At 47.6% G+C, this 24,649-nt stretch carries 24 protein-coding genes and 1 pseudogene; 9 read left to right on the top strand and 16 right to left on the bottom strand.

Annotated elements, in window-relative coordinates; genetic code table 11:
* The first annotated feature begins 7 nt into the window (after positions 1 to 7).
* From EWA64_RS18000 to EWA64_RS17985, 4 genes are read left to right on the top strand one after another with little or no spacing between them, the layout of a single operon-like run.
* Entirely contained in the window at positions 8 to 2,281 is a 2,274-nt protein-coding gene (locus EWA64_RS18000; protein ID WP_061895937.1) for a chemotaxis protein CheA, read from the top strand.
* Positions 2,271 to 2,531 carry a hypothetical protein gene (locus tag EWA64_RS17995; RefSeq protein ID WP_001143862.1) on the top strand — a complete coding sequence of 87 codons (261 nt, stop codon included), beginning with the start codon at positions 2,271 to 2,273 and terminating at the stop codon, positions 2,529 to 2,531. Before EWA64_RS18000 ends, EWA64_RS17995 begins: the two co-directional genes overlap by 11 nt.
* Positions 2,524 to 2,904, top strand: a complete 381-nt coding sequence (locus EWA64_RS17990) for a response regulator (RefSeq protein ID WP_000045526.1) — start codon at positions 2,524 to 2,526, stop codon at positions 2,902 to 2,904. Before EWA64_RS17995 ends, EWA64_RS17990 begins: the two co-directional genes overlap by 8 nt.
* A gap of 7 nt (positions 2,905 to 2,911) precedes the next feature.
* Positions 2,912 to 4,147, top strand: a complete 1,236-nt coding sequence (locus EWA64_RS17985) for a methyl-accepting chemotaxis protein (RefSeq protein ID WP_061895938.1) — start codon at positions 2,912 to 2,914, stop codon at positions 4,145 to 4,147.
* A gap of 54 nt (positions 4,148 to 4,201) precedes the next feature.
* Here the strand turns inward: EWA64_RS17985 and EWA64_RS17980 are convergent, their stop codons facing one another.
* The 3 genes from EWA64_RS17980 to EWA64_RS17970 form a co-directional block, all read right to left on the bottom strand.
* The gene (locus EWA64_RS17980; protein WP_061895939.1) at positions 4,202 to 4,516 is read right to left on the bottom strand and encodes a DMT family transporter; all 315 of its coding nucleotides are present in this window, start codon (positions 4,514 to 4,516) and stop codon (positions 4,202 to 4,204) included.
* Between the two features lie 82 nt (positions 4,517 to 4,598).
* Positions 4,599 to 6,116, bottom strand: coding sequence for a cryptochrome/deoxyribodipyrimidine photo-lyase family protein (locus EWA64_RS17975; RefSeq protein WP_061895940.1), 1,518 nt, complete (start codon positions 6,114 to 6,116; stop codon positions 4,599 to 4,601).
* Between the two features lie 90 nt (positions 6,117 to 6,206).
* The gene (locus tag EWA64_RS17970) at positions 6,207 to 7,613 is read right to left on the bottom strand and encodes an MDR family MFS transporter (protein ID WP_061895941.1); all 1,407 of its coding nucleotides are present in this window, start codon (positions 7,611 to 7,613) and stop codon (positions 6,207 to 6,209) included.
* Between the two features lie 122 nt (positions 7,614 to 7,735).
* Here EWA64_RS17970 and EWA64_RS17965 point away from each other — a divergent pair, with 122 nt between their 5' ends.
* The gene (locus EWA64_RS17965) at positions 7,736 to 8,653 is read left to right on the top strand and encodes a LysR family transcriptional regulator (protein WP_061895942.1); all 918 of its coding nucleotides are present in this window, start codon (positions 7,736 to 7,738) and stop codon (positions 8,651 to 8,653) included.
* Here the strand turns inward: EWA64_RS17965 and EWA64_RS17960 are convergent.
* Positions 8,631 to 8,811: pseudogene (locus tag EWA64_RS17960) on the bottom strand (DUF2256 domain-containing protein). The gene EWA64_RS17965 and the pseudogene EWA64_RS17960 overlap by 23 nt on opposite strands.
* A 283-nt stretch (positions 8,812 to 9,094) precedes the next feature.
* Entirely contained in the window at positions 9,095 to 10,993 is a 1,899-nt protein-coding gene (locus EWA64_RS17955) for a methyl-accepting chemotaxis protein (RefSeq protein ID WP_061895943.1), read from the bottom strand.
* A gap of 347 nt (positions 10,994 to 11,340) precedes the next feature.
* On the opposite strand from EWA64_RS17955, the gene EWA64_RS17950 reads away from it, so the two are divergent.
* Both EWA64_RS17950 and EWA64_RS17945 read left to right on the top strand, forming a co-directional pair.
* Positions 11,341 to 12,159 carry a substrate-binding periplasmic protein gene (locus tag EWA64_RS17950; RefSeq protein WP_082796730.1) on the top strand — a complete coding sequence of 273 codons (819 nt, stop codon included), beginning with the start codon at positions 11,341 to 11,343 and terminating at the stop codon, positions 12,157 to 12,159.
* A gap of 133 nt (positions 12,160 to 12,292) precedes the next feature.
* A complete protein-coding gene (locus EWA64_RS17945; RefSeq protein ID WP_061895944.1) occupies positions 12,293 to 12,814 on the top strand; it encodes an RNA methyltransferase in 522 nt (173 codons plus the stop codon).
* 15 nt (positions 12,815 to 12,829) lie between these two features.
* Here the strand turns inward: EWA64_RS17945 and EWA64_RS17940 are convergent, their stop codons facing one another.
* From EWA64_RS17940 to EWA64_RS17920, 5 genes are all read right to left on the bottom strand, one after another.
* The gene (locus tag EWA64_RS17940; RefSeq protein WP_061895945.1) at positions 12,830 to 13,336 is read right to left on the bottom strand and encodes a hypothetical protein; all 507 of its coding nucleotides are present in this window, start codon (positions 13,334 to 13,336) and stop codon (positions 12,830 to 12,832) included.
* 846 nt (positions 13,337 to 14,182) lie between these two features.
* On the bottom strand, positions 14,183 to 14,461 hold the full coding sequence (locus EWA64_RS17935) for a hypothetical protein (RefSeq protein ID WP_061895946.1): 279 nt from the start codon (positions 14,459 to 14,461) through the stop codon (positions 14,183 to 14,185).
* Positions 14,452 to 14,700, bottom strand: a complete 249-nt coding sequence (locus EWA64_RS17930; RefSeq protein ID WP_139045742.1) for a hypothetical protein — start codon at positions 14,698 to 14,700, stop codon at positions 14,452 to 14,454. The genes EWA64_RS17935 and EWA64_RS17930 overlap by 10 nt, the downstream gene beginning before the upstream one ends.
* A 105-nt stretch (positions 14,701 to 14,805) precedes the next feature.
* The gene (locus EWA64_RS17925; protein ID WP_061895948.1) at positions 14,806 to 15,267 is read right to left on the bottom strand and encodes a hypothetical protein; all 462 of its coding nucleotides are present in this window, start codon (positions 15,265 to 15,267) and stop codon (positions 14,806 to 14,808) included.
* Between the two features lie 572 nt (positions 15,268 to 15,839).
* A complete protein-coding gene (locus tag EWA64_RS17920) occupies positions 15,840 to 16,886 on the bottom strand; it encodes a GMP reductase (protein ID WP_039427169.1) in 1,047 nt (348 codons plus the stop codon).
* Between the two features lie 491 nt (positions 16,887 to 17,377).
* Here EWA64_RS17920 and EWA64_RS17915 point away from each other — a divergent pair, with 491 nt between their 5' ends.
* Positions 17,378 to 17,932 (top strand): outer membrane protein, encoded by a 555-nt coding sequence (locus tag EWA64_RS17915; RefSeq protein ID WP_061895949.1) that lies wholly within the window; start codon positions 17,378 to 17,380, stop codon positions 17,930 to 17,932.
* 31 nt (positions 17,933 to 17,963) lie between these two features.
* Here EWA64_RS17915 and EWA64_RS17910 read toward each other — a convergent pair whose 3' ends face one another.
* The 6 genes from EWA64_RS17910 to narQ all read right to left on the bottom strand — a co-directional run bounded on the left by EWA64_RS17910 (position 17,964) and on the right by narQ (position 23,909).
* Positions 17,964 to 19,460 carry an NAD(P)H-hydrate dehydratase gene (locus EWA64_RS17910; RefSeq protein WP_061895950.1) on the bottom strand — a complete coding sequence of 499 codons (1,497 nt, stop codon included), beginning with the start codon at positions 19,458 to 19,460 and terminating at the stop codon, positions 17,964 to 17,966.
* Positions 19,461 to 19,545: 85 nt separating this feature from the next.
* Positions 19,546 to 19,989: a PAS domain-containing protein gene (locus EWA64_RS17905; protein ID WP_039445117.1), complete on the bottom strand. Its 444-nt coding sequence runs from the start codon at positions 19,987 to 19,989 to the stop codon at positions 19,546 to 19,548.
* Positions 19,989 to 20,993 carry a response regulator gene (locus EWA64_RS17900; RefSeq protein WP_061895951.1) on the bottom strand — a complete coding sequence of 335 codons (1,005 nt, stop codon included), beginning with the start codon at positions 20,991 to 20,993 and terminating at the stop codon, positions 19,989 to 19,991. Before EWA64_RS17900 ends, EWA64_RS17905 begins: the two co-directional genes overlap by 1 nt.
* A gap of 249 nt (positions 20,994 to 21,242) precedes the next feature.
* Positions 21,243 to 21,488, bottom strand: a complete 246-nt coding sequence (locus EWA64_RS17895; RefSeq protein WP_061895952.1) for a hypothetical protein — start codon at positions 21,486 to 21,488, stop codon at positions 21,243 to 21,245.
* A 76-nt stretch (positions 21,489 to 21,564) separates the two neighbouring features.
* A complete protein-coding gene (locus EWA64_RS17890; protein WP_061895953.1) occupies positions 21,565 to 22,197 on the bottom strand; it encodes a response regulator in 633 nt (210 codons plus the stop codon).
* Positions 22,194 to 23,909: a nitrate/nitrite two-component system sensor histidine kinase NarQ gene (gene narQ / locus EWA64_RS17885; RefSeq protein WP_061896005.1), complete on the bottom strand. Its 1,716-nt coding sequence runs from the start codon at positions 23,907 to 23,909 to the stop codon at positions 22,194 to 22,196. The genes EWA64_RS17890 and narQ overlap by 4 nt, the downstream gene beginning before the upstream one ends.
* A 251-nt stretch (positions 23,910 to 24,160) precedes the next feature.
* On the opposite strand from narQ, the gene napF reads away from it, so the two are divergent.
* Positions 24,161 to 24,643, top strand: coding sequence for a ferredoxin-type protein NapF (gene napF / locus EWA64_RS17880; protein ID WP_061895954.1), 483 nt, complete (start codon positions 24,161 to 24,163; stop codon positions 24,641 to 24,643).
* Positions 24,644 to 24,649: the final 6 nt, after the last annotated feature.

Raw genomic sequence — 24,649 nt, 5'->3', positions numbered from 1 at the left:
CCCAATAATGCAAAACTTCATCATCGAGAGCCGAGATTTAATTGAATCCGCGGCACGAGGTCTACTTGCGTTAGAAGCGAATCCCGATGACAAAGCCATCATTAACGAGTTATTCCGAGAAATACATACCGTAAAGGGAGCCTCAGGTATTCTCGATAATATCGCGCCTTTCACCCAATTAGCGCATCGAATGGAAGATTTGATGCAAAAAGTGCGTGATGGACATGTGGCTTTAAACAGCACAATGCTTGACCTGATGTTGGGCTGCTGCGATCAATTTCTCTTATGGATTGAAGAGTTAGAACAACACCAAGAGCTCTCAGCAGAGGCGGTATCGATCAGTAAACAGATGATTGCTCAGTTAGCGCCTTTAACTCAAGCCGCGCCAACACACACGCCTACCCCTGCCGTAGCAGCGCAAGAAGAGACGGCCACCCTATCCATCAGTGAATTAACGGAGCTATTAGGACGAGATTGTTTCAACGATGTAGAAGCGCTTTTGGAATATCCCGATGCTCTACTCTTGATTTATACCCCCGATAAACAGTGCTTTTTCTCTGGGGACGACCCATTAGCTTGGATGCGTAGTGTTGAAAAGGTCTCTTGGCGTAAAGTGGTGCTCATCCCAGATTCTGAGCCTTTCGATACCTATCAGGCTCAAATGCAATTTCTGCTGCTGACTCAATCAGCGAAAAAAGACCTAGAGCAGCAACTTGCTCCGATAGACGGTCAATACCGCCTTTACCGCATTCAATCGGACAATCTACCCACAGCACCGATTGATCAGCGCACGCAATATGTCGAGCGAATTGTTAAACAACAAATCGCTTTGCTTAGCGAAGAACAAGTTTCGGAATCCGTACGTGCTGGTACCTTCTTATCGATTAAAAATCTCTACTGTGCCCTGAGCCAACAAATCAGTGATCGCCCTGCTCCCTTGCCAGAATCTGTCTCGGCCGATGAACTTATCACCTTGTTTGATAACATTTTACTCTCTTTTGCTCATCGAACCGCCATTATCGATAAATGCGAAAATGAACCCGCTCAACCTTCCTCTATCACGGTTAACGAGCAATTAGACAAGGTGAGGAAAAAACAGATAAAAACACTGAAGGTGGATCAGGAAAAAGTCGATTTATTGATGGATTTGGTCGGTGAGCTGATTGTTGCGAAAAACTCGATGCAATATCTCGCCTATCGTGCAGAAAATGAGTTTGGTGTTCGTAAACTTGCGCAAGATATTAAAGCAGAACAGAGTGTGATATCGCGTCTTGCGGAAGACCTACAGTCTGTAGTGATGCAGGTTCGCATGGTACCACTGGCGACCGTTTTTCAACGCTACCCACGCTTGATCCGCGATATCTCACGCAAACTGGGTAAACAAGTCGATCTGGTCATCGAAGGTGAAGACACTGAGGCAGATAAAAGTATTGTTGAAGATCTCTCCGAACCTTTAGTGCATCTGATCCGTAATGCCCTCGATCACGGAATAGAATCACCTGACATACGTCGCGAACAAGGGAAGAATCCAACAGGAAAAATTACTCTAAGCGCTTTTACTCTTGACGATTCTGTCATCATCAAGATGAGTGATGATGGTAAAGGCGTTGATGTCGAACGCGTCAAAACCAAAGCTTTGGAACGCGGGTTAGTGGAAGCGAGCAAACTTGAGCGGATGAGCCAACAAGAGATTATTCACTTGATCTTTGAACCCGGCTTTTCAACGGTTGAACAAGTCAGTGATCTCTCAGGACGCGGTGTGGGTATGGATGCAGTTCGTACGGCTATTGAACGCAACGGCGGCACTCTCACACTCTCCTCTGAGCCGGGGAAAGGCAGTGAAATTACCATGATCCTGCCGCTTTCTATGACCATTTCACGCGTCATGATGTTTGAACTTGAGCAGCAGTCCTTTGCTATTCCCATTGAATCGGTTATCCAAACGTTAAAAATTTCCCGACACAAAGACATTCGCCGTGTAAAAAATCTCGATACGTTCATTTTACGCGGTGAAACTGTGCCTATTTTGTATCTCAAGCGTGCGTTTGAGATGAACTCTGCCCAAATTTATCCCGACATCCAACCTATTCTTGTTGTCCGTGTGGGTGATGATGTATTGGGACTTGCCGTAGATCGATTACAAGAGGGACAAGATGTCATCATCAAACCTCTTGAGGGTGCTTTGGCCACATTCTCCATCTACCGTGGTGCCGCCATTATGGGAGATGGGCGTGTCCTTTTAGTGCTCGATACTGAGGAGGTAGTAAAACATGCCCGTTGAATATAAAAACCGAGTGGCTTATTTAGTCGATCACGTCGGAGTTGAAGAGGCAGAAACATTATTAACATGGATGGAATCGACACCAGGGTCTAGTGTTAATTTAAAGCACTGCAAACATGTGCACTCAGCGGTATTACAAGCACTAATGTTTGAGAAGCCTCGCGTGACTGTGTTGCCCAATGATCCCGAACTTAAAGTTTGGTTATCGGCGGCCAACATCATCGGAAAAGGAGAAAATAATAATGTCTAAAAGCATTCTGATTGTTGATGACTCTAGTACTGTTCTTATGAGTGTCGATGCCATGCTCTCTAAACTGGGTTTCCAAGTCGAGAAAGCAAAAGATGGCGTTGAAGCAGAAACTCGACTCAAAGGTGGTCTAAAAGTCAACCTCATCATTACCGACATCAATATGCCTCGTATGGATGGTATTGAGTTGATTAGCAAAATTCGTGCGATTGCTTCATATCGCTTTACCCCAATTTTAGTGCTCACTACAGAACAAGAACAAGCCAAACGCAATGAGGCTCGCGCCAAAGGTGCAACAGGTTATTTAGTTAAGCCCGTAACGGGAGATCAATTGAAAGCCGTGATTCAACAAGTTCTCCCAGGTAGTATTTCGTGAGGTCGTTATGATTCGATACCTATTTGAACGGCTAGAGAATAATAAAAAACGCTATCTTTTCTTCACTATCACTCTGAGCTGCACAGTACTTCTGCTTGGCTTAGAACTGGTGAGATACTGGACTCCGCAATGGTTTTATCTACCGTTTGCGATAACCGCACTTATCTTAACGATGACCGCTTTGGTTTTCTCTCAGGGCAATCTTTTTGTGCGTTTCCTACAACAAATCCATGAACAAGAAACCATAAAACAAAAAGAAACCGTTTCTGCCATTTGCGATTGGATCGATGAATATCGCGATCTCAATGGCTTAGTCGCGGATCATATTGAGAACGTAAATTCTGATGCACAAAAAGCCACTGAGGATATTCTCAATCACATTTGCTCATTGGATCACGCAGCCGCTAATTTTACTCACTACCTCAAAGACATGGAGTTCGATTCACAAAATATGGTATCGAGTTTAGATGAACACACCTTGGTTATCTCGAATCTAGCCGATAGTACTCGTAGCCTAATGAACAATATCCAAACCGAGCGCAAACAGGTGAATGATGTCTTAAACCGTGTCATGGGGCTTAACGAGATCACCGAAGTCATTTCAAAAATTGCTAATGAAACCAATTTACTCGCCTTGAATGCTGCTATCGAAGCAGCTCGCAGTGGTGAAGTGGGACGTGGTTTTGCCGTTGTCGCAGATGAAGTGCGACATCTTGCTCAGAGAGCTGGTGAGGCAGCCTCACAAATTAGCGAAGAAATAGAAAGCCTTCGTGCAGAAGTGACTCAACGATTTGAAGTGGCCAATAAAGAGAGCAACGAACAAAACGTTAAAGCTGACATGATGATTGAGTCCGTACAAAGCCTAAGACAAAGTTTCTCTGCCGTTCGTGAATTAAGCGAACGGCAAATCAGCCAAATCATGTTGTACAACAATGATCTTGAGAAAAACATCAGCGGTAGTATGGCCTGTACTCAGTTCCAAGACATCGTCCGTCAAAAGCTGGATAGCATCGAAGCCTTGATGCGGGAAAAACACTTGTTGGTCGGTGATGTTTTTAACGGTATGCGCCTCAACGATCTTCGTCACCGAGAGCTGGAATATACCGAAACGTTACGACGACTATCTCAAGAGTATCAACACGACTTTGAAAGACACTGTAATTATCGCGATTCAGATATGAACAGCACAAAGCAATCGACGTTATCCACTTCAAATCCATTACCGAAAATTGAGCTGTTTTAGCCTAACTAGCCAGAGCCGAAACTCACGGCTCTGGCTTTATACTAACTTCTGCCGTTAAGCACTCATTTTGAGTCCAGCGATACCCGCGACGATCAGAAATAAACTGATCAGCTTAATCAAGGTTAAGGTTTCGCCAAACAAAAATGCGGCAGCCAGTGCCGTTCCTACTGCGCCAATCCCCACCCAAATGCCGTAAGCCACGCTAAGAGGCAGAGTGCGCAACGCGATCCCGAGTAACACAAAACTAACGACCAGCACCGATAAGGTAGCGACAGAAGCCAGCGGTTTGCTAAAACCTTCACTGTATTTGAGGCCAATAGCCCAAGCGATTTCACAAATACCGGCGAGAAGGAGGATTAACCACGCCATATATACACCTCATATATGGGGTCGTCCCCGAAGAAAAGATGGAGCGGTGAGGTCGTCCTCACTTCCTGATGTGCCGCTAAGACTAGCAAAGCTTGCGGGGCTTGGCTAGCTTGGTTTGACGCGGCGAAGTTCGGGGTTTAGCTTGCCGCACATGGCGCGCGAGGATACGCATCGCTTCAGCTTGTACCGCAGGCAGTTTCTGCCACTGCCATAAGCGATCCCGCGCTTGCTTGGCACTGGCTTGCAAATCCACCACCGGGTTGAGGTAAGGGCTCTCTAGCGGTACTTGATACATCTGCGCTTCAAGCGGTGTCATCAGCCACGGCTCAAAGAGCAGCGGTACGGGCACTTGTGCCAACTCAGGGATCCATTTGTGAATAAACCGCCCTTCACTGTCATGCTCTTGCGCTTGCTTGGTCGGATTATAAATGCGGATAGTATTGGTGCCCGTTACCCCTGCTTGCATTTGAAACTGCGGGTAATGAATGCCCGGTTCAAAATCGAGAAACAGTTGCGCCAAATAAGTCACGCCCGCTCGCCAATCGACATTCATATGATGAGTTAACACACTCACCAACATCGCGCGCATGCGAAAGTTGAGGTATCCGGTTTGAATTAAGCAGCGCATACAGGCATCCACCAATGGAATGCCGGTGTGCCCAGTTTGCCAAGCCGCTAACTGCGCGGCGGGCGCTTCGCTCGATTGCTGCAAGAGTGAATCATAAGCGCGGTTGACGCAGCGAAACTCCATCTCACATTCTGATTCAAATTTTTGGATAAAGTGACAGTGCCAATGCAGACGCGATGACAGCGCAATCAGGCTGCGGCGAAATCCCGCTACCGACCAGTGTTTGAGCAAGGTTTGATACATCTCCCGCAGTGAGATATTCCCCCACGCAAGATAAGGCGACATCCGCGAGCACGCGTGGCGCGCTAAGCTCGGACTTGAGATGGATCGGTAATACTCTCGCCCTCGACGCGCGAAAAAATCCTCCAGCGTCGCCCACGCCATATCACTGCCGCCAGTTTGCATGCCAGGTTGTTTACTCTGCCATGTGGCAGGGATATCGCTGCGCAAACCCAGCGCTGCGGCATCCAGCTTTAACCAATTGGCGCGTGTTAGATCAGGATCGCAGCAAGGGGAGCGCATCACTTGCTGCCAATGCTCATCCCAATTTTTACGCGTTTGCGCCCCGCGGATCACGGCAGCATAAGGAAATTCATGCCAGACGATGTGGTGTTGCTGGCACCACTGCGCCAGCGCAAGATCGCGCTGAAAGGTGCAGGCTAAACCGACTTCTTGATGAGAATAAATCGCCACGATGGCGTAGCGCTCAGCAATACGCGTAAAGCAGGTTTGCCAATCGGATGTGACGATCAACACCGCCCCTTTGCTCTGCGCCAAATCACGATTGATAGCTTGCAACGATTGCCACACAAAACGCCAGTGTCGTTCGCTGTAATGCGCATCGCCAAGCAGCATTGGCTCAAACAGATAGAGCAGTAACGTCGGTCGCCCCGAAGCTAATGCCGCTTGTAATGGCGCGTGGTCGGTCAGCCTTAGGTCACGTTTGAGCCACACCAGATTGATCTTTTCCATGCTCTTTCCTTGCTTTTGATGTCGCTTTTACGCAAGGAAAGCAGCAAACGATCGCTGCTGTGTTCCACATAATCCCGCAGTTGGCGGATTCTAGTCTCCTTTCAGCGCATCTTTACGTAGACGCCAAGCGGTCAGTACCATCGCCACAACCGCCAGCACGCTCATGCCGATGTACACCAAACTAAAGCCTTGAGCGAGCGCTTCAGGCGTCACCGATGAAGCTTGGCTGCCATGCTCACTCACAGTGACACTTTGCGGTACACGCAGATAAAACAGCGCCGAACAAAAAGCGACTCCAAGCGCTCCGCCAAGCTCACGGCCAAAGTTAAACAGCGACATGCCAATACCCCGATCACGCGCAGGCAACACACTCTGTACCACCACGCTCAAGGAAGGCAAGGTAAGGCCGATGCCAAATCCCGCGATACCGAGTGATAGCTGCACCCAAAGATCGTAATGAATTTGCCAAACGGCTAAAGCCGCGAGTAGAAAACCGCTCACCACCAGCGCCTTGTAGCGCCCTGAGCGCGCCACCCACTTACCGCCGAGGTAAGCTCCGGTGGTGATGCTGAACATGAAGATCACCATCACGCTTCCACTTTGCGACGGTGAAAAGCCTTTCTGCCACTGCAATTGCAGCGGCATATAGACTAAAAGCGCGAACATTAACATTTGTGAGGCCATGATTAGGCCAATCGCGGTGAGAAAACTGGGTAAACGCGCCAAGCGTGCTGGCAAAATCGGGTCACTTACCCGTCTTTCCACAAGGATTAACAGCACCAAACAGAGTAACAGGGCAAAAGCGCCCCATCCCGCAGGTAAAAAGGAGTGTGAGGAAAGTTGAAGCAGCAACAAGGTGGTGGTGAGCATTAAAAGCCCAGCGCCCAACCAATCAAATCGACTGTGCCGTTTTTGGTTTAGGTGCTTGAGGTAGCGGTTGACCATAAACAACGCCACCAGTCCAAGCGGCAAATTAATACCAAACACCCAGCGCCAGCTAAGATGGTCGGCAAAATAACCACCCAGTAAAGGGCCTGCGACACTGGAAACGGCATACACCGCCGAGATATAGCCTTGGTATTTGCCCACTTCACGCGCCGGAATAGAATCGGCAATCACGGTAAATGCCAACGCAATCAAACCGCCACCGCCAATTCCCTGCACCACTCGTGCACCAATCAGGGTTGGCAAGTCAAAGGCAAACGTACACAGGGCAGAACCGAGAATAAAAATGCCGATGCTGGTATTGAGCATACGCACGCGGCCAAACAGATCGCTCAGTTTGCCATACACAGGCAATACCGCTGTTGCAGCGAGTAAGTATGCGGTGATCACCCAAGTTAATGCGCTCCCCGCCGATAGATCTTGCCCAATCAAGGCTAGCGGTGTGGTCACTATGCTTTTTTCTAGTGAGCCAAGGGCAATCACTAGCGCAACGCTAGCAAAAATAATTCGCGGATTAGGCGCATCGGTTGAATGAAGTGGGTCAGAATGCATGAGCTCTCTTTATTATGATCAATTCATGTGGAAATAGGTTTTCTGTGGCACAAGATAACCAAATCACAGCCATCCGAAAATAGGATATAATGGGATGCGAAATTGCAAAAATGGGATAATGGATGAAACTTGATGATCTGGCACTATTTTTAACCGTGGTGCGTTGCGGCAGTTTTGCACTAGCGGCGAAACAGAAATCGATGTCCACCAGCACGCTGAGCCGCCGTATTCAGCAACTTGAACAAGATACGGGCAGCATTTTGCTGATCCGCAACAGTAAAGAGTTGGTATTGACCAAAGAAGGTGAACAACTGTTCCACAGCTACGCCGAGCTGTTTGCCCAAATAGAGCGCAAACAAGAAGAGGTCGAGCAAGCGAAGCGAGATTACCGCGGCGAGATTGCGATAAGTGCACCCGTACTGCCTCTGCGTCACCAATTAACCCCTTTGGCGCTGGAGTTTGCCGAGCAACATCCGAATGTCACACTGCGCATGCACGTCAACTCGGGGCTCGACTATTTCAACCAGCGGGATCTGGATATCGCGCTGCGTTTTGGCCCTCAGCCGGAGTCCGACTGGGTAGCGCGTAAACTGGCGCGTAACCCATCTGTACTCTGTGCCAGTGCCGAGCTTGCTGCCAAACTAAGCACATCAACGCCTGCCTTAACGCAACCCAAGCAGTTAAATGAACATCCCCTACTCAGTCTCAACCATAAGCTGCCGTGGATTTTTCATCACCACAGCGTCGCGCAAAAAGTGCAGTTTATTCCGACTGCGCGTTTGTGCTCCGATGAATTGGATACGATAGTGCAAGCCACCTTGCAAGGCATGGGCATTGCCCGCCTCCCCAGAGGATTAATGGAGCCGCTGTTACGCAACGGTCAATTGGTGGAACTGCTGCCCGACTGGGAAATCGAAGGCGCAGATGTCTACTTAATTCACCCGCAACGACGTTTTTTGCCGGAGCGCACTCAAGCTTTAATCGATTACATCATGCTGCATTGGTCGAGAGTGGCGTTTAGTTATTGGCATCAACCCTAATCTGCGCCGAGCAGCTGAGATGAACGATGACGTCGACAACGTTCTGAGCAATATTTGACCTCGTCCCAGCACTGTTGCCATTTTTTACGCCAAATAAAAGGCCGCTGACAGACAGGACACATTTTCTGCGCCAAGTAGGCCTTTTTATGCGAAGCCACGCTCCCCCCCTTTATTTACTAACAAATCTGCAGAATATACGTAGCTTGGGAACGGTTGGTTTAACACTAAGAGCAAGAAATTATACCAATCTGATACGGTCACTCGTACAGCATCACAGTAGCCGGCAAGGGATTGAACTCTCGTACCTCCAAGGTTAGTGCTTAAACCGACCTTGTGAGCCACGAGAGTCGTTAGAAAAACGATCGATAAGGTAAGCCGCTTTTGTCGTAGACAAATACCTATGGTTAAAAAAGGACAAACCCACAATCAGCCACTTACAGTTTAAAGTTTAAAACGTTTAACGATGCTGATGAGTTGATCATTCACATTCGCGATATCTTCCGCATTTCGGTTAACCAACTGGCCGTTGCTATCTAGGTTAGAAACAATCTCGCTGATCGCATTCATATTGCGGCTCACCTCTTGGGTGACACTACTCTGCTCCTCCGCTGCGGTGGCGATCTGTGAGCTCAAGTCATTGATTTCATCAACAAAGTGCGTCAAAGACTCTAGACTGCTTTCTACATCCGCCGATCCAGTTGCGGTGTCTTGACAGCGCTCCTTGGTATATTTCATTGATTCAACCACATTTTGACAACCATCCAAAAGATCCTTGAGTGCGAACTCTATCTCGCCGGTGCTGTCTTTGGTGCGGCTAGCGAGCTTACGCACTTCATCCGCCACAACCGCAAACCCTCGTCCCTGTTCACCGGCTCGGGCAGCTTCAATCGCCGCATTCAATGCCAATAAATTGGTTTGCTCTGCAATATCGCCAATGACGGTGAGCACTGTGCTGATGCTTTGTGTTTGTGAATTCATTTTTTGCACATCCGACGAGGCTTTTTCCACATCATCAATCAACGCAGAAATGGTCAGTTTTGACTTATCAACGATTTTCTTCGATTCACCACTGACTTTGTTGGCCTGCTGGGTCAAGCTGGCTGTGTTGGCGGCGTCAGTGGCCATTGAGTTTGCAGTGGCGTCCATTTCTTCTACCGCAGTAACAATCTGCTCTGTTTCCGTTACGTGGCTCTGCAAAATTTGTGTGTTGTGTTTCGATTGCTCTCTTAAGCGAGATACGTTGTCTTTCAGTGCTTCACTCATACTCTGAACTTCACGCATCATCTTTTGTAGCTCTTCAATAAAACGGTTTACACCCGCTGAAATTTGCCCGATATCGTCGTTTGACGTCACGGCAAGACGCTGAGTGAGATCGCCATTGCCACTCGATAAGTTGGCGATCATATCGCGCAAAGAAATAATTGGGCGATAGAGAATATTGATCAGAATAAAGGCCAAGATCACACTGATAACGGTGGCGATAACCGTCACAATAATCGCACTCGTCCGCGCATCATCTAACTCGGCAAAGGCGATGGATTTATCCAGACCAACGGCATAAACCCATTTCTTATCCCCAACTTGAATACTTCTTGAAAACAACAGCTTATCTTGACCATTCAACTGGTACTCAAATAAAGCTTCTTCGTTATTAACGGCATTTTCTGCCGCTGCTCTAAACCAACTGTAGCTATTGGCTTTTTCACCGGCTTTAATCGCACTCGACGACGAGGCAAGCAGTGTTGTGCTCTCATTCATAATCACGACCACAGCTCCTGGCTCACTTGTCTTGACCATATCATTGAGAAAAGAGAGGGTCATATCGACAGATACCGTGCCATTTTTCACTTTGTCGATGATTGTTACCCAATAAATTCCATCTGTACCCAGATAAGGATCGGTTACCGCAACATCGGTTGATCTCTGCGCGGCTTGGTACCACGGGCGTTCGACAACATTGCCATTGAGCTTGTGATTCGGCCAGCTTTCACTGCTTATGTTCCAGTACGCATCACCGGAATCAAATGCGATAACCGCACTCGCAACGTTCATGGCATTGGCGAGAAACTTGGTCTGCGCAATGATCTCCTCGGGCGTTCCGGTAATCATTTTATTCTTGTGTAAGCTTGCAACCTTCCTGATGCCGTTCACTTTTTCATTGATGTACCCTTCAATCATCTCCGCCTGATCTTTCACGAAGGAGCGATTCTGACCGAGAATATTTTTGGTCAGCGAGTCTTTTTGTTCGTGATATGAGGCAAAATTGGCCAGCGATACCGAAATCGCCACCAGTAAACTGACAGAAAGTAAAAGTGTTTTCTTTAATCCCAGATTGAGCATGTTGTTTCCCTCAGCATTACTCGAATGAGCCGTTATTGGCTTTTTCTACACGTTTTCTCAATGGTTATGCCATCTTTGTTCTTTAAAAAGATAGCACTCGCTAGCTTACAATTCCCTAGATTAGAAAATTAAAACAGAGCACCGTAAAACTCTGACCAAAGGGGTATTTTCTTTGTAGCGCTCTTCGAATTAAGGTAGAACAATAACAGCGCGATTTGACCAGGGAGACAAGCCACCTTTTGCTTAATGTCATCTCAATCAAGCCATTGTTCTATCAGCAGTAAACTGGTGTTCACACCGCGTTCGATTGGGCTACAATTAACCCAAAGTATGAGCAGGCGTAATCGATGAATTACAAATTGAGTTCCAATATCACTCTCGCTCTTGTTCTAAGTAGCGTGAGTAACACGTCAGTTTTAGCCAGTCAACCCATTGCACTGGATCTCTACACTCAAGAGTTCCCGCCACTGCAATTTATGCTAGACGGTAAACCGCAAGGTTATGTGATCGAGTTTGTCACCGCTCTCGTGCAAGATGCGTCGAAAACGATACCACTTGAGATCAAACAGATTCATTTCGCGCCTTGGAATCGCGCGATAAAAACCACCATAGAGACAGAAAATACACTGTTTTTCTCCGTGTCACGTACTCCCGAGCGTGAAGATAAATTTCAATGGATTGGCCAAGTTTCGCCTTACAAAGTCGGCTTATATCGGCTGGCAAGCGGCCCTCAAGTCAGCGCCAAAAATTTAGAGGAATTGAAAGGCTATCGTTTCGGTTCGCAGGTCGGCAGCTCGTTTAGTGAACTGCTGGCAACAAATGGCTTAGATCAGGTCATTCCGGTAGAAAAGGGCAAAGAAGCCATCAGGCTGCTGCACACTCACCGCGTCGATTTTGCTCCTATGGTTGAGGCCAGTTTCCACTATCGAATGCAAGAGTATGGCTACGATCCGCATGAGTTTGTCAAAGTCATGAACGTCACCCCTTTGTGTCAGGATCTATGGCTGGTTACGGGCAATCACACTTCCGCTTCCGTCGTTGAGGCTTTGAGAAACAGCTATAGCAAATTGCAGCAACAAGCCTATCTCGATAAACTCGTGGCAGAATTTACCCCGACCAGCGCTATCATGCTGCGCTACAGCGAAAGTAAGGCGAATCCGCGATAATGCCTTTACTGCTTCATCTTGAGTCTGCCCTGACGTGAATTCAGCACTGGCACTCCTGCCCCGTTAGAGCGATAATCCCGCCCTTTGTGAGCTCCCCGCTCAACGAGCGTAATACAGAAGTAGAAAGACAGTGATGACAACTGAGCCAACAGTGATAATTGGACTGCACAATCCTAAAAGCCCCACCAATGTCGGCGCGGTGATGCGCGCAGCAGGTTGCTACAACGCCACTCAGGTAAGATACAACGGCAGCCGTTATAGCCGCGCGGCAAGATTTCAGACTGATACACAAAATAGCCATGAGCGGATTGCTTTGCTGGAGATGGACGACCTCACCGCCAGCCTCGACAGCGATGTGGCGATCGTCTGTGTCGAACTGGTGGTCGGTGCCACTGCCCTGCCGCATTTCACCCATCCAGAAAAAGCCATTTATCTGTTTGGCCCGGAAGATGGCTCATTACCGCAAGAAGTGGTCGACAAAGCACATCATGTTGTTTATGTGCCTACTCACGGCTGCATGAATCTCGCCGCAACTGTCAACGTCGTGATGTACGATCGCTTAGCGAAAACACTCGGTGCGATAGACGATAACGCGCAAGTCATCGCCAACCGCGACAACAAGAACCGTTTACGAGTCAAAGAAAGCGCTTATTAGGGTAGCTCTAATAAATCAAAGCCACGACATCTCTCTGATCCATTTTTGCATATAAGGGTAGCCTTTTTCTGTATCCGTCATTTCCCAAGCGACCAGTAAAGGGAAACCGAACCCTTTCCCTTGTGAGAATGCATCAATTAAACTGTTGCTTCCACCTCGATAACCTTCTTCATGGAAAACGAGATTCAGCGGCAGCCCTAAATGCGTTACGGCCGCGACCGCCCATGCTGTTGCGGCCATCTCTTCTCCATGCATACGTTGCGATTCACGCCCGTTAAGTAAACCATTTTTATAGATGTCGCCATGTAGGAACTGACGCTCTTGTGGCTCACAAACGGCAATGTGCCCGGCTTCATGCAAAATATCCCCCGCAAACGCCAATTTATCGAGATCAATCTGCAAAACACCGTGGTGTAAATGCAAACCGGGTAAAAACGTTTTTCGCTCTATCGAAGCGCGCTCAAAGGGCACACCAATTTGAGTCAAAAAGTCCATGATTTTTTCTGCTATCGCCCTATCCATCTGCCGTTCCTTTGTTTTCAAGCTGTTGTATTTCTGACCATTACCTTCGCGTATGAGCAGCGATTTTTCAATTCGACAGCGGTGTTGTCGTCAGATTTAGCCGGACACATCTCGTTTTTTGTTGCCTTTTGGACCAATAAATATAGTGATCTAGCAGATTAATCGTTGTCCATAAGATAGGCACAGAGGAGCGTACTCGGCCACACCACCATGTTCTTCGGGCCCACTTGCAGCTAACAGGGCAAGCGCTACTTAGCCAAAACTATAAAAAGAGCCGCAAAAGCGACTCTGATTTGTTCGTTTGTTGAAACAGTCATAAGTTGATGTTTCTGTGAACTTGTAAATCCTTCTCTTACATCTTCGTCACAAAATCCCTTATCGAACAATTGCACGTTACAGCGAGCATGCAAGCCAGGATTCTAATAGAATTTGCGCCAGTTACCGAAGAAACAGAACGTCTACACAGAAAAAGCCACCCACTATACGATTTCAACTGTAAACGTATTGGCTAGCGAATGGCTGTTGCTATCCAGATCTTCTTACTGATAGACAACAGCCAATATAGCAATGCTCACATTAATAGCATTGCCCCCAACACCTCAGCACAAATCAACATTTAACGTGCTGAATTTTGTCATTTTATTTTTTAAATTTGACTATTCCTCTAATGATTTTTCTCATTTAATAAACTCAATGGGCACTTCAAATAAGCTGGGCTTACATTTAATCTATTTCCATTTTCATCGACTCCAGAAATATTAATCTTAGTTATATTTCCTTCTGTAATCCAAATTAACAAAATAATATCGACACCTTCCAATTTAAGATCAATTCCTCCTGAAATTTTTATTTTCGATTTTTTCCTGCCTGAACACTTTTCCACTTCGTATCGGATTGAATGATGCAGTCATACATCATTCCTAGCTCTCCACTTTCCTCTAAGCCAAATTTCTCACGCTCATAGCGTGACGAAATAGTATACTTTGTGTTTTGTGTCACATTCACTAATGCCTCTTCAATTGACAAACTGGTTACGGAAAGATAAATAAAGTGGACTTGCGCCACAGCAATCATTAATACGGCGACAATAACCAGCTTAGGGACTTTCTCACCTCTTATTTCCATGTTTTCAACCCTTTGTTCCAGTCAAAGAAAATCTTGCCGCCACCGTAGCTCCCTTGGAGAGAAGCATCGTGCTTGTAGTCATATATACTCTTGCCCCATACATCATAGCTGAACTGGTAACCTCTAAATTTAGCCCCTTCCGGGTAGACAAGGGAGAATCCCGCACGATTATAAGAACCTGTAAATGCAGAATAATTGCCAAGAATCTCTGATTTATATTGAACGATGACAACAGCCAATATAGCGATGCTCACATTAATAGCATTGCCCCCAACACCTCAGCACAAATCAACATTTAACGTGCTGAATTTTGTCATTTTATTCTTTGAAATTTGACTATTCCTCTAATGATTTTTCTCATTTAATAAACTCGTTGGACACTTCAAATAAGCTGGGCTTACATTTAGTCTATTTCCATTTTCATCGACTCCAGAAACAATAAGCTTAGTTGCATTTCCATCTGTAATCGAAAAATTTAAAGTAATATCTATATCTTCCAATTCAAGTAAAAGTCTTCCTGAAGTTTTTATTTCCGATTTTTTTCCTGCCTGAAAATTTTTCCATTTCGTATCGGATTGAATGATGCAGTCATACATCATTCCTAGCTCTCCACTTTCCTCTAAGCCAAATTTCTCACGCTCATAGCGTGACGAAATAGTATACTTTGTGTTTTGTGTCACATTCACTAATGCCTCTTCCACTGGCAATCTGGTTGCAATTCGATAGAGAAAGTAGGGGAACGCCACACTATGTATTAACAACGCGACAATAACCAGCTTAGGGACTTTCTTACCTCTTATTTCCATGTTTTTAACCCTTTGTTCCAGTCAAAGAAAATATCACCGCCACCGTAGCTCCCTTGGAGAGAAGCATCGTGATTTATTTGTTTTGCTAGGCTAGTATATCATAGCTGAACTGGTAATATTACAATCAGAGATCACAGGAACAACTAACTTTCATTTAGTGAACTAAGTTCAGTGATTAATAAAAATATCAACAACTAGAATTTTAATTCGATGCGATCTTTTAGAAAACGACTATATCTCTATGACAGACTATATCTCTATGACAACGGCTACGCTTATTTTATCTCATATCAGACTTTGTTGCGTGATCAGGACGACCGCACTTGTGTTTAATATTTGAGCTAATAGAGTAATTTGCTTTTCAACGGTCCGATAAAGAGGTTATTGCGTTCAAATATCACTCACTCCCCGCTCAATATTTGGACTAAAATTGAGCAAACAACGTTCATTCATTCGCACTGGTTGCGTAATAGTGAGTTCATACTCTAGTGCCAACTCACCACTTGCCAAATTTTAAACAAAAAGAGCCGCAAAAGCGGCTCTAGATAGTTTGTAATTTTCGAAGTGTCGGATTACTTCTCTTTACCAAACACGTTGTTCTCTTGCTCAAGAACGCGGATAAACGTGGTGCGTTTGGTGAGCTCGCGAAGCTCCGCCGCGCCTACGTAGGTACAGGTTGAGCGCACGCCGCCTAGGATGTCTTGAATGGTGCCGTGAACGCTGCCGCGGTATGGCAATAGTACGGTTTTTCCTTCCGCAGCGCGGTAGCCCGCAACGCCGCCGGAGTGCTTGTCCATCGCGCTCTTTGAAGACATGCCGTAGAACTTCATGTAGGTTTCGCCATCTTTCACCACCAGCTCACCACCTGATTCCTCATGGCCTGCCAGCATGCCGCCAAGCATCACGAAATCTGCGCCGCCGCCGAAAGCTTTGGCTACATCGCCCGCGCAGGCGCAGCCGCCGTCACCGATGATGCGACCACCAAGGCCGTGCGCGGCATCCGCACACTCAATGATGGCAGAAAGCTGTGGGTAGCCAACGCCCGTTTTCACGCGAGTGGTACATACTGAACCTGGGCCGATGCCCACTTTAACAATGTCTGCGCCAGCAAGGATCAGCTCTTCACACATATCGCCAGTGACGACGTTACCTGCGGAGATCACTTTGTCTGGGAATGCGGCACGCACTTGCTGAACGTACTCCACCAAATGCTCAGAGTAGCCGTTAGCGATATCGATACAGATGAAAATCAGCTCGTCAGAAAGCGCCATCACATCTTTGGTTTTTTGAAAATCCGCTTCTGATGTGCCAGTTGAAACCATCACTTTGTTGAGCGTTTCACGGTTCGCCCCTTTGACGAAATCGGCCCAATCTTGCACGGTATAGTGTTTGTGAACGGCGGTCATTACACCATGTTCAGCCAAGGCTTTCGCCATTTCGAAGCTACCCACCGAGTCCATATTAGCGGCAATCACAGGCACACCAGACCATTGACGACCACTATGTTTGAATGTAAACTCGCGGGTTAAATTTACTTGAGAACGGCTTTTCAGGGTAGAACGTTTCGGGCGAAACAGGACATCTTTAAAACCTAACTTAAGTTCTTGTTCGATACGCATTGTGTAATTCCTTGATTCATAACTGTATGTGTCATCGCAGAGTGCGTAGTAACCAAGTTGGCAGACGAGGTTACTGTTTTTCGGACACAAAAAAACCGGAGCGTTGGCAGACGCTCCGGTTTTCAGCATTATAGGTTGTGATTTTTTTTCGACAAGTCTGATTTTTCACTTTTTTTTGTGCTACCATTGCCGAGTTTTCATACCTTAAACACCTTCAATTTTCCTTCTTCCATTTTTCCTGTTTTATTTCAGTATGTTATCGCTAAATGCCCGAGCAATCGCTTGCGCAATCCTTTCCCCGTTATCTCTAATCACTTGATGGTTTTTGTCAAAGTGCGCAGTAAGTCAGCGCGGTTTCGATGTGCGTAGCAAACTTCTCTCCGAGAAAAAATAGGCAATTTATAGGAAAAAAGGACTGATTCTTGCTAAGTATTATTTAACGTACCTATTTTTTGCCGCTCGGCAAACGGACAACGAAGGCTGTGTTGAATATGAAAAAGATGACTCTTGTAACGCTGGCATTGCTGGCTACCCTACCGACAGCGATGGCGCACGCCAAAGGACAACGAGGTTCTCTGTATACCAATGTCGGAGCGACCATGGTCACCAACAACTCAAATGATGAGCTCGCCTACTTTATTCAGGCGGGTTATAACCACCAACTAACCGACTTTCTCTCAGCCGATCTGAGCTACAAAAAAGTTGAAACCTTGAACAAAAGTGTCTCGGCGACTTCTAACGATTTCGCGCAAACATACAACTCTTACGGCCTTGGTCTACGTGTTGACCAACACCTCGGCATTTTGAGCGTATATGGTAAAGCGGGGGCGAGCTACATTGAGTCAGAGCTGACGACGTGGGATGCAACCAATTCGGTGGAGAAAGTGGATAAAGACAGCAGTGTCAAGCCGTATGCCAGCGCCGGGGTCAGTTTAGCGTCGCCGTTTGACCAGCGCTTGACGCTGGATGCGGCGGTCACATACCAAATGCTACCAAACGATGAGCATGCGACCTCGATCAGTGCGGGCGTTAACTTCTCGTTCTAATGTTATACCTTGTTGCCTGATCGCCGATTGATCAGGCTTTTCCATTCAGTAAGCGACGAATTTCATCCGGCAAATCGGATGCGAGCAGCCCTATTTCACCGTGGCGCTGCGCGCAAAGATCGGCGGCGCAGCTATGCAGCAACACCCCAAGCCTAGCCGCCGACAGCAGTGGTAACTTCTGCGCCAGCAGTGCGCCAATCACTCCAGCTAGCACATCCCCCATGCCGCCACTAGCCATGCCGGGATTGCCCGCATCACACACGTAGGTTTTATTGCCATCACAAATCAGAGTTCCCGCCCCTTTCAACACCGCCACGCCGCCATATTGCGCTTGCAGCACTTGAACAGCAGCAAAACGATCCGCCTCGATTTCCGCTACACTGCAACCAAGTAAACGTGCCGCTTCGCCGGGATGGGGGGTAATGACGCGCAGATCGTTGTGATCCGGGTGTCTTGCCAGCCAGTTGAGCCCGTCTGCATCCAGTACACACGGTCCATGGAACGCCTTTATCGACAACCAAAGACTCTTCGCCCACTCATCCAAACCCAATCCAGGCCCTGCGACCAGCACATCAGCCCAACCGATGCGCTTTTCCAACTCCGCCGAGTTTTGCATCCAAGCGGCGGTCATGACTTCAGGACAGCTCACTTGCAGTGGCAAAGCGGACTCAGGGTGCGTCAACGCCACCAACAAGCCAGCGCCACTTCTTGCCGCCGCACCAGCGGCAAGGCGAATTGCCCCCGCCATGCTGCGATTTCCGCCCATCAAAAGCAGTTTGCCATGATCGCCTTTGTGCGCAACGGGCGAGCGTTTTGGTAGCCAATCAGCCAAGCTGTTTTTGTCTATCGCCTCAATGTGCGTCTTCACCTGGCGAGCAAAGTGCTCAGCGACCTCTAATCCAGCAAAATGGAGCTTGCCGCGGCATGCTCTCGCTTGTCCGGTCATGAGGCCTTGCTTGATACCAATAAATGTGATGGTGTGTGCTGCGTGCACCGCTGCGCCAAGTATTTGCCCGCTATCGGCACACAAGCCCGACGGAATATCAATGGCCAACACAGGTTTATCACTGTGATTGAGCATGTCGATCAGCGTCACCAGCTCACTGCGAACCGAGCCGCTTAACCCCGTGCCAAGCAGCGCATCCACCACCACATCACATTGATTCAACAAAAGTGGTAACGCTTTTTCACTCATGATGGTTCCGCCGCCGCGCTGCCATGCCAGCATCGCCTCACGCGCGTCTCCTTGCAATCGTTCCGGCTCGCCAACTTGCACTAAATGCACCACCATTCCGTGCTCTTGCGCCAAACGAGCGACCACATAGCCGTCGCCACCGTTGTTGCCTTTGCCGCACACCACGCACAGCTCACGTAGTGATGGGTATTGCTCCATCAGCAGGGCAAAGGCTGCCGCTCCCGCGCGTTCCATCAACTGATATAAGCTGACGCCCTGCGCTTTGGCGACCACAACTTCTCCCTCTCTCACTTGACGAGCTTGATAAAGGTATTGAGTGTTTTGTGATGGCATACCATTGCACTCCCGGAACCGTGGCTGGTGATGAAGTAAAAAGCCAAGGAATTCCTTGGCTTATACTGACATTTAACGATTTTTACTACGAGTTCTGCTGCTGGGCCATGATTGCCTCGGCGGTCGCATCTTGAATTGATAGAAAGAGCGATTTCACTTGCCCAGTGGGTGTGCGCATTGGATTGAGCGTCACGTTCTGATACATGAAGTCAGCCTGCTGGGTAACAGGGCGCACGTTGCGGCAACGAAACAGATAAGGGCGCTGACGCCAAGTGATAAAACTGCGACAACCTAAGTTATACACTGGCTTTGTTTTCAGCTTAAACCACTCTTGTGGGATCTCAGGAAACAGCTCAAAAATCGATTTGCCAATCGCATCATGCGCTTGCTTGCCACTGTGGTGGGTCATAAAGCCGTTCCATACCTGCACATTGTACTCGGTATCCAGCACAATCAAGCCCATATCGACATTTTGTACCATGTCCACCATCCAGTGGAATTGTTCAAACTCTGCAGGAAGATTAAGCATTAAAAGTCCTCCATCAGGTAAGCGAGTTTATTGTCTAAAAGCGGTAAAGACTCATCCACGAACATAAACAGCAGATCGCACCGTATGCTTGTGCCTTCAATGGTGTAACTCACTTCAAAAGTCATGGTTTTGGTAAAAGAACCTGCGGTACTTTCGATAACGGAATCGATCGAAATATGTTGCCCTAACAGCACGGGAGAACTTTGAAAGAAACGCACTTCCGCCTGCTGGCCAAGGCCGTTGAGAAAGGAGCCAACCAGAATATTGGATACATCCATAAGAAGCTCCAACTCCTCAAGCTCTTCGCTGTCAGCGGGTACCTTCATCAGTTTTTTCAGATCCGATACGCTGGAATCACTCAGCAGAACCAGCGCTTCACCCGCAATCCCTTCACCGCTAAAACCTTGGCACACGCCCGAAACGTTGGCGCTTTCTGCCAAATCTCTTAGCGCCATGTGCAGTTCACTGAGTTCAAAAATATTCACATTCGGTAGAGGCAAATGGACAAACACATCAAAATGTCGCGCTAATGCATCAGCCGCACGACCAATCGAAACGTTGGCCACTTCCATGTAGATATCTCTTCGACGCAATACCGGCAAGTCAAGCGTTTTCGGCGTGATCACTTGCGGCACTGAGGCAGGTTCAACCAACTCTCTCAGCGTCGCTTTAAGTTCGTCTGGCGCAATCGGCTTTTGAATAAACGCTTTCGCCCCAAGGGCAAACACCCTTTCTTTCGCTTTGGGCTGGATATCACCGGAAACAACAATTACCGGGGTGTCATCACCTCGGCTGCGCATGGCTTCAAGCGTTTCAAATCCATCGAGCTCTGGCATGGTGAGATCGAGGAACATAAATTTAAATTTTTGCTTGCCCAACTCCTCTAGCGCATTGAGTCCATGCACTGCAAAGGTTATGTCGGCATTAAGTGAAGCAGGCAGGGAGCGTGCCATCTGCTTTCTTGCAAGCGCTGAATCATCACAGATGAGAACAGGAAAAGACATTCAACCACCCTTTTTAATAATTATCGCCTGTTCTTAAGTGTAACAGACAACTCAAGAATGACGTGTGGAACTGACGTGATTGTAGTTATTGTTCGGTTCTAAGTATGAACTGAATTGACAAGAATACGAAATTAGATCCGACGTGGAAATAAATTTATATGAAGGTGATAACAAAAATGTTTTAAATAAGAATTAGTTACACAAAGACATGTATCAAAATAAGCAAAACCCGCTCAAAAGCGGGTGAAGTTAGAGCGTGTAAACGGGAAAAATGACCATTAAACCAATGCGCATTATCACCGCAAACAGACACAAACCAATGCCAAGACGGTACCATTTATATTCACTCACCGACATCGGAATGCGTTTGTAAAACATGGTCACCACGCCTCGCCAATCTTGGCTGCGCTTACCATATTGGATGATGCCAGTCAGCACAAACAGTATACCCACCAGCAAAAAGCCTTTTTCGGCCCAGAATAAACCCACTTCCATGTTATCCCTCTTCTATCATTGCGCTGCTTTATTCATAGTAGCGGCAAGCGGGCAGCAGATCTGTTGGACTTAAGTCTTATCTCACCTCGCCGTAGCGCTCTAGATAGAGAATAGTCGCGGCGGTTCGAGAAGGCACATTGAGTTTTTTCAGCAAACTTTTCATGTGCACTTTGACGGTCGACTCAGAAATAAAGAGACGATCGGCGATCTGCTTATTGCGAAATCCTTGTGCAACCTCTTGCAAAATTTGCGTCTCTCGGTCAGTGAGATCGTCAAACGCATCGTGGTTATCGTGACGAGCCTGTAAATAGCGAGCCACCGCCTGACTATACGCTTTATCACCTAGTCGAGCCTGTTTAAGCAGTTCGACTAACTCGTCCGGTTCGGTGTCTTTCAACAGATAACCGTCTGCGCCCGCTTTGACAATCGCTTCAATATCGGCCGGGCTGTCGGAAACAGTGAGAATAACGATCCTCGCTTCACAGCCATCGGCGCGCAGAGCTTTTAAGGTATCTAAACCCGACATGCCTTTCATATTGAGATCGAGCAAGATAAGATCGAGTTCGGTTTCGTGCGCTTTGGCAACGGCATCGGCTCCAGTTCCAACTTCAGCAATTACGGAAAATTCATCTTCGAAACTCAGTAACTGGCTGATGCCACGACGCATCAATGGGTGGTCGTCGACCAACATTACTTTGCACACTGTCACGCTTTTTCTTCCTTTATTCTTTGGTACTTCAATACGACTTTACAACCTTGGCCCGCGGCTGCGCTCACGCTCAACTCGCCATTTAGCCGCGCTGCACGTTCTTGCATGATCGTCATGCCGTAATGATTAAGTTTGCTGCTGCTTGAGTCAAACCCTTCGCCATCATCTGTAATGGCGATAGTCACCCAATTGTTTGCTTCTTTACACTCAATGTGAATCGCCGTTGCGTTGGCATGCTTGATCGCATTGAGCGTCGCCTCCCGAATGAGTTGCAACAAATGCACTTGCTGATGCGCATCCAACTCAACCGAGAGCAGCTCATTGTCTAAAGTGAGTTCAGCCTCCGTCTGTTCGCCTAGCTGTTCGACCATTTGCTGCAGCGCCTGACCAAAGGTTCCCTCTTTAATCGCCAGGCGAAAGGTAGTAAGCAACTCACGCAGTTGGGTATAAGCGGCACTTAACCCGGTGTCCAGCTCGGCGATGACCAAATTGGTTTTCTCGACCTGTGCATCCACATTGATCTTACTAATGCAGCGTTTCAGCAACGAAACCTGAATCTTCAGATAAGAGAGCGATTGTGCCAATGAATCATGCAGTTCCCGTGCGATAGTGGCGCGCTCTTCCATCAACAGCAGTTGCTCTGCTTGTCGTTGGGCATGATTGTAATAAACCGCCCTCGAGAGGATCTGCACAAAGTTGTCGATCAATGCTTGATCCGGACAAGGAAGCCCCGCACACCAGTGCAAATAGCCCAGATGCTGACCATCCAAGGTGAGCGCTTTTTTGTTGCAGCGGTTGGAACACACTTTACCTTCCTGTAACACAAGGCTGCGCTCGCCCACCTCAACGATTTCGAGTTTAGCGGCGACAATACCTTCGATGCTGACAAAATGTCGCAAAATGGCGTGAAAATTTTCCTGGCTGATGCGGGATGCCGTCAGTTCTTGTGAGGATTGGTACAACACCTGCAACGACTGATTGGCGTGTTGCAAACGGTGTGTTTTCTCATTCACCGCCTTTTCCAAACCGTGATAGAGCTTACCGAGCTCCGCCGCCATGGTGTTAAAAGTGCGGGTTAGAATGCCCATCTCGTTATCACTGGAGACATTCAAAGCCACATCGAAGGAGCGAGATTGAATTTGTTTGCTCGCCACCACCAGAGCATTGAGCGGATGAACCACTTCACGGCGCACAAAATGGACCACAAATACGCTTACCAGCAAGATTCCACCAAGCCCCATACCACCGACCCAAGCCAGTTTGATCAGCTTTTGTTCAGAAAAGTGCTGCAATTTAAAAACAAACGCGTCGATTTGCCCGACAAACCCAGCCACCAATAGCAAATAGCGTTCGCGCTCCTCGCTTTGCAGCACAGATTTCAATTCATGCCAGCGCATGATCAAACGGTAATAATCGTCGGTGATATCTTGAGGGACAGTCCAGTTCTGCAAAGCTTTCATCGACGGGGAATAGATGGAACGCTCAAAGAGAAAGATGTGCGAGGCGTAGTCAGCCGCATTCGTTTGGATGTCATGTGCCAATCGGTAACTTTGCATACGCATCGAGCCCGCGACGTTGACCGCTTCGGCGTCATTGAGGCTCGACGCTAAGGTCACGATAGCAAAACCCGTGGTGACGACAGACAGCAGCAAAATCAACCCCATCGCCTTGGCAATCGTTCTAGTGACGGACTTCTTCACTTGTTTTTTCAACACAACCTCTGATCTGATTTTGCCATTTGCCACTAGTTCCCTCTTCTGCGGGAGCACAATATGAGCCGGAAGTGTGAGGAATTTATTGATCCAAAACAAGCCTCACCTGCAATTACCCCCTAAGAGGTATTTATACAAATATGTCAAAAACTACAATTTGTGTACGGTTAAATGACAATTTATGAACAAAACCGTGAAGTTGACTAACGATATGCATCATTGACGACTGTTGAACAGCCATAAGGTGAACCGTGACCGATCTTTCCCGCCGTCGTTTTTTTACCCGACACACCGCCAATCAAGAGGCGGTTGCTCTGCCTTGGTTGGCAAATCGGCAGCGCTTTAGCGATGAGTGTACTCGTTGCGGGAAATGCGTTTCGGCCTGTGAAACAGACATCATAGTGAAAGGCGATGGCGGTTTTCCGCGTGTCGATTTCACCCAAGGCGAATGCACGTTTTGCTATCAATGTGCGGCTGTGTGCCCTGAAGCCTTGTTTGTCAGCCAAGAAAATCCACCTTGGTCAGCCAAAGCCAGCATTGATGAGGCTTGTCTGACCAAGCGCAATATTGAATGTCGTAGCTGCGCGGAGGCGTGCGAACCTCAGGCGATCCGTTTTTCTCTACAGATCGGCAAAGTCGCACAAGCGCAATTGAATCTGGATGAATGTAACGGCTGCGGCGCTTGCGTCTCCATCTGCCCGGCATCATCCATCCATGTGAGCACAACTAATTAGAACGAG

Source organism: Vibrio cidicii (genome assembly GCF_009665415.1).
Taxonomy (GTDB): Bacteria; Pseudomonadota; Gammaproteobacteria; order Enterobacterales; family Vibrionaceae; genus Vibrio; species Vibrio cidicii.
Note: the sequence above shows the minus strand (reverse complement) of the source record. Positions and strands in the feature narration are given on the sequence as shown.

Excerpts from the sequence above, each read along its gene's own strand:
- EWA64_RS18000 (WP_061895937.1), top strand. The coding sequence starts at position 8 with ATGCAAAACTTCATCATCGAGAGCCGAGATTTAATTGAATCCGCGGCA.
- EWA64_RS17995 (WP_001143862.1), top strand. The coding sequence starts at position 2,271 with ATGCCCGTTGAATATAAAAACCGAGTGGCTTATTTAGTCGATCACGTC.
- EWA64_RS17990 (WP_000045526.1), top strand. The coding sequence starts at position 2,524 with ATGTCTAAAAGCATTCTGATTGTTGATGACTCTAGTACTGTTCTTATG.
- EWA64_RS17985 (WP_061895938.1), top strand. The coding sequence starts at position 2,912 with ATGATTCGATACCTATTTGAACGGCTAGAGAATAATAAAAAACGCTAT.
- EWA64_RS17980 (WP_061895939.1), bottom strand. The coding sequence starts at position 4,516 with ATGGCGTGGTTAATCCTCCTTCTCGCCGGTATTTGTGAAATCGCTTGG.
- EWA64_RS17975 (WP_061895940.1), bottom strand. The coding sequence starts at position 6,116 with ATGGAAAAGATCAATCTGGTGTGGCTCAAACGTGACCTAAGGCTGACC.
- EWA64_RS17970 (WP_061895941.1), bottom strand. The coding sequence starts at position 7,613 with ATGCATTCTGACCCACTTCATTCAACCGATGCGCCTAATCCGCGAATT.
- EWA64_RS17965 (WP_061895942.1), top strand. The coding sequence starts at position 7,736 with ATGAAACTTGATGATCTGGCACTATTTTTAACCGTGGTGCGTTGCGGC.
- EWA64_RS17955 (WP_061895943.1), bottom strand. The coding sequence starts at position 10,993 with ATGCTCAATCTGGGATTAAAGAAAACACTTTTACTTTCTGTCAGTTTA.
- EWA64_RS17950 (WP_082796730.1), top strand. The coding sequence starts at position 11,341 with ATGAATTACAAATTGAGTTCCAATATCACTCTCGCTCTTGTTCTAAGT.
- EWA64_RS17945 (WP_061895944.1), top strand. The coding sequence starts at position 12,293 with ATGACAACTGAGCCAACAGTGATAATTGGACTGCACAATCCTAAAAGC.
- EWA64_RS17940 (WP_061895945.1), bottom strand. The coding sequence starts at position 13,336 with ATGGATAGGGCGATAGCAGAAAAAATCATGGACTTTTTGACTCAAATT.
- EWA64_RS17935 (WP_061895946.1), bottom strand. The coding sequence starts at position 14,461 with ATGGAAATAAGAGGTGAGAAAGTCCCTAAGCTGGTTATTGTCGCCGTA.
- EWA64_RS17925 (WP_061895948.1), bottom strand. The coding sequence starts at position 15,267 with ATGGAAATAAGAGGTAAGAAAGTCCCTAAGCTGGTTATTGTCGCGTTG.
- EWA64_RS17920 (WP_039427169.1), bottom strand. The coding sequence starts at position 16,886 with ATGCGTATCGAACAAGAACTTAAGTTAGGTTTTAAAGATGTCCTGTTT.
- EWA64_RS17915 (WP_061895949.1), top strand. The coding sequence starts at position 17,378 with ATGAAAAAGATGACTCTTGTAACGCTGGCATTGCTGGCTACCCTACCG.
- EWA64_RS17910 (WP_061895950.1), bottom strand. The coding sequence starts at position 19,460 with ATGCCATCACAAAACACTCAATACCTTTATCAAGCTCGTCAAGTGAGA.
- EWA64_RS17905 (WP_039445117.1), bottom strand. The coding sequence starts at position 19,989 with ATGCTTAATCTTCCTGCAGAGTTTGAACAATTCCACTGGATGGTGGAC.
- EWA64_RS17900 (WP_061895951.1), bottom strand. The coding sequence starts at position 20,993 with ATGTCTTTTCCTGTTCTCATCTGTGATGATTCAGCGCTTGCAAGAAAG.
- EWA64_RS17895 (WP_061895952.1), bottom strand. The coding sequence starts at position 21,488 with ATGGAAGTGGGTTTATTCTGGGCCGAAAAAGGCTTTTTGCTGGTGGGT.